The sequence below is a fragment of the Pelistega indica genome (genome assembly GCF_000506865.1).
Lineage (GTDB): Bacteria > Pseudomonadota > Gammaproteobacteria > Burkholderiales > Burkholderiaceae_B > Taylorella > Taylorella indica.
Genome location: NZ_AYSV01000017.1, coordinates 1 through 12139, shown reverse-complemented (window position 1 = coordinate 12139; position 12139 = coordinate 1). Strand labels below are relative to the sequence as shown.

Sequence of the window (12139 nt, the reverse complement as noted above, 5' to 3'; positions counted from 1 at the left end):
AACATCTTTATGTTGTCTAGTTGCAATTATCATAAGTTAATGTGCTATAAGCGTAAAGAAGAGTCTAAATCTGTACCACAATTGCAACATATAAGAAGGCTTTTATGGTTGAGTTAGCGATTTATTCTTGTAATGTAGATAAAGAGATAATATGAATTATCAAAAAAATGCATATAAAGAACTAAAAAAATTCATATAAATTTGTGGTGATATTTATATTTCTAAATAATATTTAGAAATAAAAGCGATATTTTTGTAAGCTATAAGCGATGTAATAACATTTTTTTATGGAAGTATGTGATGAATAAGAAAAAAATATTAAGTGCTCTAGCCTTAGTATTCGCGTTTAGTTATACCGCTCAAGCAGGGGAAAAGTTAAGTGTGGCTGCAACACCAGTGCCAGCAGCAGAGGTTCTTGAGTTTATGAAACCAGCTTTGGCTAAAGAGGGTGTTGATTTAGATATTCATGTATTTACAGATTATATTCAGCCAAATCAGCAAGTGGCGGATAAACAAGTGATGATGAATTGTTTCCAACATAAGCCTCACTTAGATGCCTTTAATGAGAGAACAGGAGCAAACCTACAACCAGTGGGCTATATTTATGTACCACCATTGGGTGCTTACTCGCGTAAAGTAAAATCAATTGCTGAGCTACCAGAGGGTGCGACAGTAGCGATTCCTAATGACACGACAAACAGCACACGTGCTTTATTGTTATTAGAAAAAGGTGGTTTGATTAAACTAAAAGATCCAACTGATTTACATGCTACTTCACGAGATATTGTAGAGAATCCTAAAAAACTTAAATTTAAAGAGTTAGAAGCGGCAACATTGCCTCGTGTGGTGGATGATGTGGATTTGGCGGTTGTAAATACAAACTATGCGCTAGAAGCTAATTTAAACCCGAAAAAAGACTCTATTCTATTAGAGGACGCTAAATCTCCTTATGCTAATTTATGTGTGGCCCCAGTTGAGCTTAAAGATAGTGAGTTAGTTAAAAAGTTGATGAAAGCATGGCATAGTCCTGAAACAGTGAAATTTATTCAGGAAAAATATAAAGGAACGGTCATTCCTGTCGATTTATAAAATTAGCTAACAGTTAACGCTTTTTAGTTGTGTTCTTGAGGCCTCAGTAACTTGTTGCTGAGGCTTTTTTAACTATATGCTTAAATTTTTGCGCACTAAGATTTCCAAAATAGAGCATGAGTCTATGATGCACTAAACTTTTAAAAGAAATGGAGCATGAGTTTAGGAATATGTACTCAAGCGTGATAAAACCAAACTTACTATTTTGCTGATACTACCTTGCTTGATTGAGAAAAATAGAAGTGAGTAATACATAAACTTATGTTGTATTTCAAGTAAATTCAGAATAAATAGTCTTTAAGTGCTTGATTTATTGCTTGAAAAAGGTTAATATTGAAATCTTCCTTGGAAAAGGAAGATAAATAAACAGAATCAATCCCAGAACAGAGCAACTGATTTTTATTAAGTACTACGTTCATACGGGCCCAAAACTGGTTATATGTAAAAGGGAATCATTCATTTGAATGATTGTAATGTAACTAAGTTGGAACAGGAATAATCATGATCCAAATGCAAAGCACGCTAGACGTGGCTGACAACACTGGTGCACGCCGAGTTATGTGCATCAAGGTGCTTGGTGGCTCAAAGCGCCGCTATGCTGCTATCGGCGATATCATCAAAGTGAGTATCAAAGATGCAGCTCCTCGCGGACGCGTCAAAAAAGGCGAAGTATACAATGCAGTAGTCGTGCGTACTGCTAAAGGTGTTCGCCGTAAGGATGGCTCATTAATCCGCTTTGGTGGAAATGCAGCTGTATTGCTAAATGCTAAATTAGAGCCAATTGGTACTCGTATCTTCGGCCCAGTAACACGTGAATTACGTACTGAGCGCTTTATGAAGATTGTTTCATTGGCACCAGAAGTAATCTAAGGGGCAGGCAATGAATAAAATTCGTAAGGGTGACGAGGTTATCGTTATCGCTGGTCGCGACAAAAAGCGTCGTGGTGTTGTTTTAGCTCGTGTTGATGCTGACCACGTATTGGTGGAAGGTGTTAATGTTGCGAAAAAACATCAAAAACCGAATCCAATGACTGGTGCACAAGGCGGTGTTGTTGATAAAACTATGCCGATTCATGTTTCTAATGTGGCTATCTTTAATCCAGCGACAGGTAAAGCTGATCGTGTAGGCATTAAAGAAGTTGACGGTCATAAAGTTCGTGTTTATCGTTCCAACGGTGAAGTCGTTGGCGTTAAAGCTTAAGGAGCAACGTAACAATGGCTCGTTTACAAGATTTATACAACAACAAAATTGCTGGTCAAATTAAAGAGCAGTTTGGTTATAAAAGTGATATGGAAGTGCCTCGCATTACCAAAATCACTTTAAATATGGGTGTGTCAGAAGCTGTTGCTGATAAAAAAGTTATTGAGCACGCTGTATCAGACCTAACTAAAATTGCAGGTCAAAAACCAGTAATTACTAAAACTCGTAAAGCGATTGCGGGTTTTAAAATTCGTGAAAACTATCCTATCGGTTGTATGGTAACTCTACGCGGTCAACGCATGTATGAGTTCTTAGATCGTTTGGTTACTATTGCTTTACCACGTGTACGTGACTTCCGTGGTATTTCAGGTCGTGCTTTTGATGGCCGTGGTAACTACAATGTAGGGGTGAAAGAGCAAATCATTTTCCCTGAAATTGAATACGATAAAATTGATGCATTGCGTGGTCTAAACATCAGCATCACAACAACTGCTAAGACTGACGACGAAGCTAAAGCTTTATTAAAAGCATTTGGTTTCCCGTTTCGTAATTAAGGGGCGATGACGTGGCAAAATTATCACTCATCAATCGTGATATCAAACGTGCTAAATTAGTAGAAAAATTCTCTGCTAAACGTGCAGCACTAGTAGCGATTATCAACGATCAATCAAAATCAGATGAAGAGCGCTATCAAGCGCGCTTGAAGTTACAACAATTACCTCGCAATGCTAACCCAACGCGTGTTCGTAATCGTTGTGTAATCACTGGCCGTCCTCGTGGCGTTTTCAGCAAATTTGGCTTAACTAGACATAAACTACGCGAGATGGCTATGCGTGGTGAAGTGCCTGGTATGACAAAAGCAAGCTGGTAGGAGAAAGAATATGAGCATGAGCGATCCAATCGCAGACATGTTGACTCGTATCCGTAATGGTCAACAAGTTGAAAAAGCTTCAGTATCTATGCCATCCTCAAAGCTTAAAGTGGCTATTGCTACTGTGCTGAAAGAAGAAGGCTATATTGAAAACTTTGAAGTTAAAGGTGACAAGACTAAACCTGAACTTGAAATCGAACTTAAATACTATAACAACCAACCTGTGATTGAGCGTATCGAGCGCGTATCACGTCCTGGTTTACGTATCTACAAAGGTCGTGCAAGCATTCCTCAGGTAATGAATGGTCTTGGTGTGGCAATTGTGTCTACCTCGCGTGGTGTAATGACTGATCGTAAAGCACGTTCAGTTGGCGTGGGTGGCGAAGTTCTATGCTATGTGGCATAAGGAGGAAGAATATGTCACGTATTGCTAAGAATCCAGTTGTGGTTCCAAGTGGTGTTGAAGTAAAAATTGCTTCAGATAACATCACTGTCAAAGGTCCATTAGGCGAATTAAATCAAGCTTTAACGGGCGATGTAAATGTTAAATTAGAAGACGGTAAAGTTAGTTTTGCTGTTGCTAATGAAACACGTCACGCTAAAGCAATGTCAGGCACTCTACGTGCTCTTGTTAACAACATGGTTGTTGGTGTGAGCAAAGGTTTTGAGCGCCGCTTGAACTTGATCGGTGTGGGTTTCCGTGCTGCAGTTCAGGGTGAGGCTGTTAAGTTAGACTTAGGTTTTTCACATGACATTATTCATGCACTTCCAAAAGGCGTAAAAGCTGAATGTCCAAGCCCAACAGAGATTGTTTTAAAAGGCTTTGATAAACAAGCAGTTGGCCAAGTAGCAGCTAAGATTCGTGCGTATCGTCCACCAGAGCCATACAAAGGCAAAGGTGTTCGTTACTCTGATGAGACTGTTATCATCAAAGAAGTTAAGAAAAAATAATAGCGCAGACAAGGAATTATCATGGACAAGAAATTATCTCGTTTGCGTCGTGCAGTGGCTACTCGCCGCAAGATTGCTCAATTACGTGTGCACCGTTTATCAGTACACCGTACCAATCAGCACATTTACGCGAACATTATTTCGCCTGAAGGCGATAAAGTATTGGTAGCTGCGTCTACTCTTGAAGCAGAAGTGCGCAAAGAGTTGGCTGATAGCAAAACGTCTGGTGGCAATGTTGCTGCTGCTACGATTGTAGGTAAACGTGTTGCTGAGAAAGCTAAAGCAGCTGGTATCGAATCGGTCGCATTTGACCGTTCGGGTTTCCGTTATCATGGCCGTGTTAAAGCGTTGGCAGAAGCTGCGCGTGAAGCCGGTCTACAGTTCTAAGGAAGGATTGTCAAATGGCAAAAGCACAAGCTAAACAAGCCCCTGAGCAAGAGCGCGATGACGGTTTTCGTGAAAAAATGATCGCGGTTAACCGCGTCAGCAAAACAGTAAAAGGTGGTCGCACTATGAGTTTTGCAGCGTTAACCGTGGTTGGCGATGGCGATGGTCGCATCGGCATGGGTAAAGGTAAAGCACGTGAAGTTCCTGTAGCTGTTCAAAAAGCTATGGAACAAGCTCGTCGTGGCATGAAGAAAATTGCTTTAAACAACGGTACTCTACATCACACTGTTGTTGGTAAGCATGGTGCATCAACTGTACTAATTTCTCCAGCGGCAGAAGGTACTGGTGTTATCGCCGGTGGTCCAATGCGTGCTATTTTTGAAGTAATGGGTGTACGTAATGTTGTGGCTAAGAGCTTAGGTTCTAGCAATCCATACAACTTGGTACGTGCTACTCTTAACGGTTTAAACGCTAGCATGACTCCTTCTGAAGTTGCTGCTAAACGCGGTAAAACTGTTGAAGAAATCCTAGGATAAGATCATGGCACAAAAACAAATTAAAGTAACTTTAGTTCGTTCTGTTATTGGTACTAAAAGTGACCATCGTGCAACTGTACGTGGTTTAGGTTTAGGTAAAGTTAATAGCAGCCGAGTGTTACTCGATACACCTGAAGTGCGCGGGATGATCCGTAAAGTGGATTATCTAGTGTCAGTTTCAGAAGCCTAAAGGAATAAAGATGTCTGAAATGCAACTCAACACTTTATCACCAGCTGCAGGTAGTAAGCATGCTAAACGTCGCGTTGGTCGCGGTATTGGTTCAGGCTTAGGTAAAACTGCAGGTCGTGGTCACAAAGGTCAAAAATCACGTTCAGGCGGCTTCCATAAAGTCGGCTTTGAGGGTGGTCAAATGCCTTTACATCGTCGTTTACCGAAACGTGGTTTCACACCTTTAAATCAACACTTATACGAACAAATTCGTTTGTCTGATTTAGAGCGTTTAACTGCTGACGAAATCGACGTTCAAGTATTAAAGCAATCTGGTTTGATCGGTCAAGCGGTTACATTCGTTAAAGTGATTAAATCAGGTGAGTTAACTCGCAAAGTAGCCTTAAAAGGCATTACTGCAACTGCGGGTGCACGTGCTGCGATTGAAGCGGCAGGTGGCTCTCTTGCTTAAAATTAAGGGGTAAATGTGGCTAAAGCGCAGACAACTAGTCAAGGTAGCAGTAAAAAATACGGCGACTTGAAACAGCGTTTAGTGTTCCTATTATTAGCATTGGTTGTGTACCGTTTTGGTACACACATCCCTGTACCGGGTATTAATCCAACAGTGATGGAGCAGTTATTCTCTTCTCAATCTGATGGTATAGTAGGCTTTTTTAATATGTTCTCTGGTGGTGCTTTACAGCGATTCTCAGTATTTGCATTGGGTATCATGCCGTATATTTCGGCATCGATTATTATGCAATTAATGACATCGGTAATTCCTTCATTAGAGGCTCTTAAGAAAGAGGGTGAATCGGGGCGTCGTAAGATTACTCAGTACACTCGTTACGGAACAGTTGTTTTAGCTTCATTGCAGGCCTTTGGTATCGCCTCTACGTTACAGGCGTACATGGCATCATATCCAGGACTAATTTATAGTCCTGGCCCGATGTTTATCTTTACCACAGTAGTTACTTTGGTAACAGGTACGATGTTTGTAATGTGGTTGGGCGAGCAAATTACAGAACGTGGTCTTGGTAATGGTATCTCAATCCTGATTTTTGCAGGTATTGTTGCTGGTTTACCAGCTGCCTTAGCAGGGATGTTCGAATTAGTAAGCCAAAATCAAATTGGTGCGTTTGCAGCGATTGTGATTCTAGCATTAGTAATCTTGGTAACAGCTTTAGTAGTTTTTGTAGAGCGTGGTCAACGCCGTATTACAGTGAACTATGCTAAACGCCAAGTGGGTAATAAGATTTATGGTGGACAAAGTTCTCATCTACCATTGAAGATCAATATGGCTGGTGTTATTCCTCCTATTTTTGCTTCTTCAATTATTTTATTCCCAGCAACTATTGCTAATTGGTTCTCTAAAGCAGGACAAGTTCGTTGGTTAAGTGATTTGTCAGCAGCATTGCAACCAGGTCAGCCGCTTTACATTGCTGTATTTGTAGCGTTAGTTGTGTTCTTCTGCTTCTTCTATACAGCTTTAGTATTTAATAGTCGTGAAACAGCGGACAATCTTAAGAAAAGTGGTGCATTTGTGCCTGGTATTCGTCCAGGTCAACAAACAGCCAAGTATATTGACAAGATTCTTATGCGTTTAACATTAGTTGGCGCAATCTATATCGCTTTAGTGTGCTTAGTACCAGAATTCTTGCGTATGCAATGGCAAAATGTTCCATTTTATTTTGGTGGTACATCACTATTAATTATTGTAGTGGTAACCATGGATTTTATGGCTCAAGTACAAGCGTATATGATGTCGAACCAATATGATTCTTTACTGAAGAAAGCTAATTTCCGCGGTAATAATCTTCCAGCGAGGTAATAGACAATGGCAAAGGACGACGTCATTCAGATGCAGGGGGAGGTTGTTGAAAACCTTCCAAACGCAACTTTTCGCGTAAAGTTAGAAAATGGTCATATCGTATTAGGTCATATCTCTGGCAAAATGCGTATGCACTATATTCGGATTCTTCCAGGAGATAAAGTTACTGTGGAATTAACCCCATATGACTTAAATCGTGCTAGAATCGTATTCCGCTCTAAATAAGCGGAGCTATTAGGAGTCAACCAAATGAAGGTAATGGCATCGGTTAAAAAGATCTGCCGTAATTGCAAGATCATTAAACGTCACGGAATTGTACGAGTAATTTGTACAGATCCGCGTCACAAGCAACGTCAAGGTTAATCCTTACGTTTTTTATATAACGAGGAACAGTCATGGCCCGTATCGCAGGCATTAACATTCCGCCGCATCAGCACGCTGAAATCGGTTTAACGGCAATTTATGGTATTGGACGTACTCGCTCTCGCTTAATTTGCGAAGCGGCTGGCGTACCATTCGATAAAAAAGTTAAAGATTTAACAGACGCAGAACTCGAAAAAATTCGTGAACAAGTAGGTTCGTTTACGGTTGAGGGTGATTTGCGACGTGAAGTACAACTTTCGATTAAACGCTTAATCGACTTGGGAACCTATCGTGGCATGCGCCACCGTCGTGGACTACCAGTTCGTGGTCAGCGCACTCGTACGAATGCGCGTACACGTAAGGGACCGCGTCGTGCAGCTCAATCATTGAAGAAATAATTGGAGTAGCTAAATATGGCGAAAGCTTCTAGCAGCGCAGCACGCGCACGCAAAAAAATTAGAAAGGTAGTAACGGACGGTATCGCACACGTTCACGCTTCTTTCAACAACACAATCATCACAATTACTGACCGTCAAGGCAATGCCTTGTCATGGGCGACGTCAGGTGGCGCGGGCTTCAAAGGCTCACGCAAATCGACGCCTTTTGCAGCTCAGGTTGCAGCCGAGTCAGCGGGACGTGTAGCATTAGAATATGGTATCAAAACATTAGACGTACGTGTAAAAGGTCCAGGCCCAGGCCGTGAATCTTCAATCCGTGCATTAAATGCTCTTGGTATCAAAATTACAAGTATTTCTGATATCACGCCAGTTCCGCATAACGGTTGCCGTCCTCCAAAACGCCGCCGCATCTAATTTTATAGGGAACATACATAATGGCACGATATACAGGTCCAAAATGTAAACTTTCACGTCGTGAAGGTATTGATTTATTTCTAAAGAGTGCTCGTCGCCCTTTAGACTCTAAATGTAAATTTGAACACAAACCAGGTCAGCATGGTCGCACTTCTGGTGCTCGTACTTCTGACTACGGTACTCAATTACGTGAGAAACAAAAGCTTAAACGTATGTACGGTGTGTTAGAAAAACAATTCCGTAAATACTTTGCCGAAGCTGAGCGTCGTCGTGGTAACACTGGCGAGACCCTGATTCAACTTTTGGAATCTCGTTTAGATAACGTAGTGTACCGTATGGGTTTTGGTTCAACACGCGCAGAAGCTCGCCAATTAGTGAGCCACGGTGCGATTGAATTAAACGGTCACAAAGCGGACATTCCATCAATGTTAGTTAAAGCTGGTGATATTGTTTCTGTACGTGAAAAATCTAAAGGTCAAGCTCGTATTAAAGAAGCAATGGAGTTAGCTACTAGCGTTGGTTTACCACAATGGGTTGAAGTTGACTCAGGTAAATTGACTGGTACGTTCAAACAAGCTCCAGATCGTTCAGATGTAGCACGCGACATCAATGAATCAATGATTGTGGAATTGTATTCTCGTTAATCTTGATTTATTTAGAAGAAACACAGCAAGTTTACTTGCTGTGTTTTCTCTATTGCTATACAGTGAAGTCCTATTAGGTATTTTAATAGGCTATTATTTGTTGAGGAATTTGTAGGTTTTTTACTCCTGTAGAATTATGTTTTCAGCAGTAAAAGAGTTATAATATCTAGCTATTTCCTCTTAGGAAATTTTTTATTTATCCATCAGCCTTATCGGTGTAACGAGCCGAGGGTATTGAAAAGGAATTGAACATGTCACAAGCTTTTTTAAAGCCTCGCACAATTAATGTTGTGCCTATTACAGATAATCATGCCAAAGTTGTAATGGAACCATTCGAACGTGGTTTTGGTCATACACTAGGTAATGCTTTACGTCGTATTCTTTTATCATCAATGACTGGCTATGCTCCAACAGAAGTGCAAATTGCAGGTGTGGTGCATGAGTACTCTACGATTCCCGGCGTACAAGAAGACGTTGTAGATATTCTTTTAAACTTAAAAGGTGTAGTGTTTAAATTACACGGTCGTGAAGAAGTTAATCTTGTGCTAAATAAATCTGGCGAAGGTCCTGTATTAGCAAGTGATATTGAATTACCACATGATGTTGAAATTATTAATCCAAATCATGTTATTGCACATCTACAAGAAAATGGTAAAGTAGAAATGCAAATTAAAGTAGAGCAAGGTCGTGGTTATGTACCAGGTAACGTTCGTGCACTACGTGAAGATCGTCAGCATACTATCGGACGTATTATTTTGGATGCATCTTACAGCCCAATCCGTCGCGTTAGCTATGAAGTTGAAAATGCTCGTGTAGAACAACGCACAGACTTAGACAAATTAGTATTAGATATCGAAACAAACGGTGTTATTTCTCCAGAAGAAGCGGTGCGTCAATCAGCTCGTATTCTTATGGATCAAATCTCTGTATTTGCTGCTCTTGAAGGCGCAACAGAGTCTTATGAAGCACCTGCTCGTGGTACACCACAAATTGACCCAGTGCTATTACGCTCTGTCGATGATCTAGAATTAACAGTTCGCTCTGCAAATTGTTTGAAAGCTGAGAATGTTTACTATATTGGTGATCTTATCCAGAAAACTGAAAACGAATTGCTTAAAACACCTAACTTGGGCCGTAAGTCTCTTAATGAGATTAAAGACGTGCTTACAGCTCGTGGCTTGTCATTAGGTATGAAATTGGATAACTGGCCTCCAATCGGCTTAGAGCGTCCTTAATGATGTTTAAGGGATGAGTAGAACTTGCTGGTTTTATTCATTCAAGTAAAGAATTTGTAGAAGAGAGCGAAACTCTCTTCACAAATAACAATCGGACCGCCATTTTTAATGGATAGAAGAGCCGATTCACTGATAAGCAATCCTGCTTATCAATTATGTAGATTCAAAGGAAAATATTATGCGTCACCGTAACGGTCTTCGTAAATTAAATCGTACAAGTAGCCATCGTTTGGCTATGTTCCGCAACATGTCTGTATCTTTAATTCAGCATGAAGCAATCAAAACAACATTGCCAAAAGCTAAAGAATTACGTCGTGTAATTGAGCCATTAATCACTTTAGCAAAAGAGCCAACATTAGCTAACAAACGTTTAGCTTTTGCTCGCTTACGTGATCGTGATGCAGTGGTTAAATTATTCGAAGAAATCGGTCCTCGTTATAAAGCACGTAATGGTGGATACACTCGCGTGTTGAAAATGGGCTTCCGTCAAGGCGATAACGCACCTATGGCTTACATGGAATTAGTTGATCGTCCAGAAGTAACAGAAGCTGCTGCTGAATAATTTCAGTTTTTAGCAAGGTAGTTTTTAAACACGCTTAGTCTTTGTGCTAAGCGTGTTTTTTTATGCATAATAATAACTATAGATAAAAAGGGAGAGTTAGCTTGTTAGCGATTGTATTAGGAATATTAATGGGGGTGGGTGTCTCCTTGCAAACGGTGATTAACTCACGTTTACGTGGCTATCTAATGTCCCCATTGTTAGCGAGTGTCGTCTCATTTACCGTAGGTAGTACTTTTTTGGCACTAATGCTTTTATTTAATAATGAACATGTTTTTCCTACAGAAGAGTTATTGCAAACTGCACCTAAGCATATTTGGATAGGTGGTTTTTTAGGTGCCATATGGATTACCGGTAATATCTTTTTATTTCAGCGTTTAGGGGCAGTACAAACAGCAATTTTTCCTATATTAGGCCAAATTATTAGTAGTGTGCTGATTGACCATTTTGGCTGGCTTGGAGTGAATATAAAAGAAATTACATCACTCAAAATTCTGGGGTTAACGTTAGTAGTAGCCGGTATTTTGGTCTCAATTACATTACCTTTTAATAAAGCAAAGTTAGTCACACCTACTCATGAGCAGTTAGATAAAAATGAGTCATCCTCTTGGACAATATGGTTATGGCGATTGTTTGGGATTAGTGGAGGGATAGTGATTGCTGTTCAAAGTCCAATCAATACGCAGCTTAGCCATTATTTAGGCTCACCAATACAAGCCTCGTTTACTTCATTTTTTATAGGGATGATAGTGTTGATGATTGTTTATCCTTTTACAGATAAAAAATTGACAGCTATTACACGCTTATATGAGCCTAATCGTCCTTGGTGGATATGGATGGGAGGCGTACTTGGTGGATGCTTTGTGATGCTAAGTGTAATTCTAGTACCATGGATTGGCGTCAGTCAGATGCTAGTGTTGGTATTGCTAGGACAGCTTTCTGGAAGTCTATGTGTGGATACGCTTGGGTGGTTTGGTGTGCCAAAGAAAAAAATTCTTATGCCACAGCTTATTGGTATTATGATGCTAGTAGTAGGTGTGGTGATTATTCGCTTAATCTAAGTTTTTATCACTATTAAAATAAAGGCTTTTCAGTAGTTGTAAATAAAACCAATACATCAAATAAGCTGTATTGGTTTTATTGATTTAAGGAGAGAATTAAATAGAGAAAAATTATTTTTCTATTTTAGCAGCACTAACTTCGATTTCAACAAGGTAGTCAGGATTTGCTAAGTAAGCGTCCGGTGAACACATGTATTCATTCCTGCTAAATTGCGCGACACTATGGTTTTGTGTATGTTAGGAGAAATCAATGCCGTCTTTAATGCGTATCGAGACCGCCCAACGAGTGGGAATTCAAGAGCAAGCGTCTAGCCTACTGGCACTAGATAAAATCATCCTGGTGAGTGAGGCGACAGATTACGAGCAGGGATGGATACCTTGCGCACTAAGGCAATTCAGCGACTTTGGCTSAGGTGGCTACCGCACTGAA

The 12139-nt window shown here is 40.3% G+C and carries 21 protein-coding genes; all 21 read left to right on the top strand.

Annotation, left to right across the window (positions count from 1 at the left end):
- Nucleotides 1-300: 300 nt before the first annotated feature.
- Nucleotides 301-1089, top strand: coding sequence for a MetQ/NlpA family ABC transporter substrate-binding protein (locus V757_RS17310; protein WP_023949380.1), 789 nt, complete (start codon nt 301-303; stop codon nt 1087-1089).
- A 501-nt stretch (nt 1090-1590) separates the two neighbouring features.
- Nucleotides 1591-1959, top strand: coding sequence for a 50S ribosomal protein L14 (gene rplN / locus V757_RS17305; protein ID WP_023949378.1), 369 nt, complete (start codon nt 1591-1593; stop codon nt 1957-1959).
- Between the two features lie 10 nt (nt 1960-1969).
- Nucleotides 1970-2290, top strand: a complete 321-nt coding sequence (gene rplX / locus V757_RS17300) for a 50S ribosomal protein L24 (RefSeq protein WP_023949376.1) — start codon at nt 1970-1972, stop codon at nt 2288-2290.
- A 14-nt stretch (nt 2291-2304) separates the two neighbouring features.
- Complete coding sequence (rplE, locus tag V757_RS17295; RefSeq protein ID WP_023949374.1) at nt 2305-2844, top strand: 50S ribosomal protein L5; 540 nt, start codon at nt 2305-2307, stop codon at nt 2842-2844.
- 11 nt (nt 2845-2855) lie between these two features.
- Complete coding sequence (gene rpsN, locus V757_RS17290; protein ID WP_023949373.1) at nt 2856-3161, top strand: 30S ribosomal protein S14; 306 nt, start codon at nt 2856-2858, stop codon at nt 3159-3161.
- Nucleotides 3162-3171: 10 nt separating this feature from the next.
- Entirely contained in the window at nt 3172-3567 is a 396-nt protein-coding gene (gene rpsH / locus V757_RS17285; RefSeq protein ID WP_023949370.1) for a 30S ribosomal protein S8, read from the top strand.
- Between the two features lie 11 nt (nt 3568-3578).
- Nucleotides 3579-4112, top strand: coding sequence for a 50S ribosomal protein L6 (gene rplF / locus V757_RS17280; protein ID WP_023949368.1), 534 nt, complete (start codon nt 3579-3581; stop codon nt 4110-4112).
- 21 nt (nt 4113-4133) lie between these two features.
- A complete protein-coding gene (rplR, locus tag V757_RS17275; RefSeq protein ID WP_023949366.1) occupies nt 4134-4499 on the top strand; it encodes a 50S ribosomal protein L18 in 366 nt (121 codons plus the stop codon).
- A gap of 14 nt (nt 4500-4513) precedes the next feature.
- On the top strand, nt 4514-5035 hold the full coding sequence (rpsE, locus tag V757_RS17270) for a 30S ribosomal protein S5 (protein ID WP_023949364.1): 522 nt from the start codon (nt 4514-4516) through the stop codon (nt 5033-5035).
- 4 nt (nt 5036-5039) lie between these two features.
- Nucleotides 5040-5225 (top strand): 50S ribosomal protein L30, encoded by a 186-nt coding sequence (rpmD, locus tag V757_RS17265; RefSeq protein ID WP_023949362.1) that lies wholly within the window; start codon nt 5040-5042, stop codon nt 5223-5225.
- A 10-nt stretch (nt 5226-5235) separates the two neighbouring features.
- Nucleotides 5236-5676, top strand: coding sequence for a 50S ribosomal protein L15 (rplO, locus tag V757_RS17260; protein ID WP_023949361.1), 441 nt, complete (start codon nt 5236-5238; stop codon nt 5674-5676).
- A 15-nt stretch (nt 5677-5691) separates the two neighbouring features.
- Nucleotides 5692-7035, top strand: a complete 1344-nt coding sequence (gene secY / locus V757_RS17255) for a preprotein translocase subunit SecY (RefSeq protein ID WP_023949359.1) — start codon at nt 5692-5694, stop codon at nt 7033-7035.
- Nucleotides 7036-7041: 6 nt separating this feature from the next.
- Entirely contained in the window at nt 7042-7260 is a 219-nt protein-coding gene (gene infA / locus V757_RS17250) for a translation initiation factor IF-1 (protein WP_023949357.1), read from the top strand.
- Nucleotides 7261-7284: 24 nt separating this feature from the next.
- On the top strand, nt 7285-7398 hold the full coding sequence (rpmJ, locus tag V757_RS27830; RefSeq protein ID WP_081710613.1) for a 50S ribosomal protein L36: 114 nt from the start codon (nt 7285-7287) through the stop codon (nt 7396-7398).
- A gap of 32 nt (nt 7399-7430) precedes the next feature.
- Nucleotides 7431-7796 carry a 30S ribosomal protein S13 gene (rpsM, locus tag V757_RS17245; RefSeq protein WP_023949355.1) on the top strand — a complete coding sequence of 122 codons (366 nt, stop codon included), beginning with the start codon at nt 7431-7433 and terminating at the stop codon, nt 7794-7796.
- A gap of 15 nt (nt 7797-7811) precedes the next feature.
- Entirely contained in the window at nt 7812-8210 is a 399-nt protein-coding gene (gene rpsK / locus V757_RS17240; RefSeq protein WP_023949353.1) for a 30S ribosomal protein S11, read from the top strand.
- A gap of 20 nt (nt 8211-8230) precedes the next feature.
- Entirely contained in the window at nt 8231-8854 is a 624-nt protein-coding gene (rpsD, locus tag V757_RS17235; RefSeq protein WP_023949351.1) for a 30S ribosomal protein S4, read from the top strand.
- A gap of 251 nt (nt 8855-9105) precedes the next feature.
- Entirely contained in the window at nt 9106-10089 is a 984-nt protein-coding gene (locus V757_RS17230) for a DNA-directed RNA polymerase subunit alpha (protein ID WP_023949349.1), read from the top strand.
- 178 nt (nt 10090-10267) lie between these two features.
- Nucleotides 10268-10651, top strand: a complete 384-nt coding sequence (gene rplQ / locus V757_RS17225) for a 50S ribosomal protein L17 (protein WP_023949347.1) — start codon at nt 10268-10270, stop codon at nt 10649-10651.
- A 101-nt stretch (nt 10652-10752) separates the two neighbouring features.
- Nucleotides 10753-11709, top strand: a complete 957-nt coding sequence (locus V757_RS17220; protein WP_023949345.1) for a DMT family transporter — start codon at nt 10753-10755, stop codon at nt 11707-11709.
- A gap of 250 nt (nt 11710-11959) precedes the next feature.
- Nucleotides 11960-12139, top strand: a 180-nt coding sequence (locus V757_RS17215) for a hypothetical protein (RefSeq protein WP_036694115.1), incomplete at its 3' end; no start/stop codon positions are given.

Coding starts and splice junctions, on each gene's coding strand:
- V757_RS17310 (WP_023949380.1), top strand. CDS start 301: ATGAATAAGAAAAAAATATTAAGTGCTCTAGCCTTAGTATTCGCGTTT.
- rplN (WP_023949378.1), top strand. CDS start 1,591: ATGATCCAAATGCAAAGCACGCTAGACGTGGCTGACAACACTGGTGCA.
- rplX (WP_023949376.1), top strand. CDS start 1,970: ATGAATAAAATTCGTAAGGGTGACGAGGTTATCGTTATCGCTGGTCGC.
- rplE (WP_023949374.1), top strand. CDS start 2,305: ATGGCTCGTTTACAAGATTTATACAACAACAAAATTGCTGGTCAAATT.
- rpsH (WP_023949370.1), top strand. CDS start 3,172: ATGAGCATGAGCGATCCAATCGCAGACATGTTGACTCGTATCCGTAAT.
- rplF (WP_023949368.1), top strand. CDS start 3,579: ATGTCACGTATTGCTAAGAATCCAGTTGTGGTTCCAAGTGGTGTTGAA.
- rplR (WP_023949366.1), top strand. CDS start 4,134: ATGGACAAGAAATTATCTCGTTTGCGTCGTGCAGTGGCTACTCGCCGC.
- rpsE (WP_023949364.1), top strand. CDS start 4,514: ATGGCAAAAGCACAAGCTAAACAAGCCCCTGAGCAAGAGCGCGATGAC.
- rpmD (WP_023949362.1), top strand. CDS start 5,040: ATGGCACAAAAACAAATTAAAGTAACTTTAGTTCGTTCTGTTATTGGT.
- rplO (WP_023949361.1), top strand. CDS start 5,236: ATGTCTGAAATGCAACTCAACACTTTATCACCAGCTGCAGGTAGTAAG.
- infA (WP_023949357.1), top strand. CDS start 7,042: ATGGCAAAGGACGACGTCATTCAGATGCAGGGGGAGGTTGTTGAAAAC.
- rpmJ (WP_081710613.1), top strand. CDS start 7,285: ATGAAGGTAATGGCATCGGTTAAAAAGATCTGCCGTAATTGCAAGATC.
- rpsM (WP_023949355.1), top strand. CDS start 7,431: ATGGCCCGTATCGCAGGCATTAACATTCCGCCGCATCAGCACGCTGAA.
- rpsK (WP_023949353.1), top strand. CDS start 7,812: ATGGCGAAAGCTTCTAGCAGCGCAGCACGCGCACGCAAAAAAATTAGA.
- rpsD (WP_023949351.1), top strand. CDS start 8,231: ATGGCACGATATACAGGTCCAAAATGTAAACTTTCACGTCGTGAAGGT.
- V757_RS17230 (WP_023949349.1), top strand. CDS start 9,106: ATGTCACAAGCTTTTTTAAAGCCTCGCACAATTAATGTTGTGCCTATT.
- rplQ (WP_023949347.1), top strand. CDS start 10,268: ATGCGTCACCGTAACGGTCTTCGTAAATTAAATCGTACAAGTAGCCAT.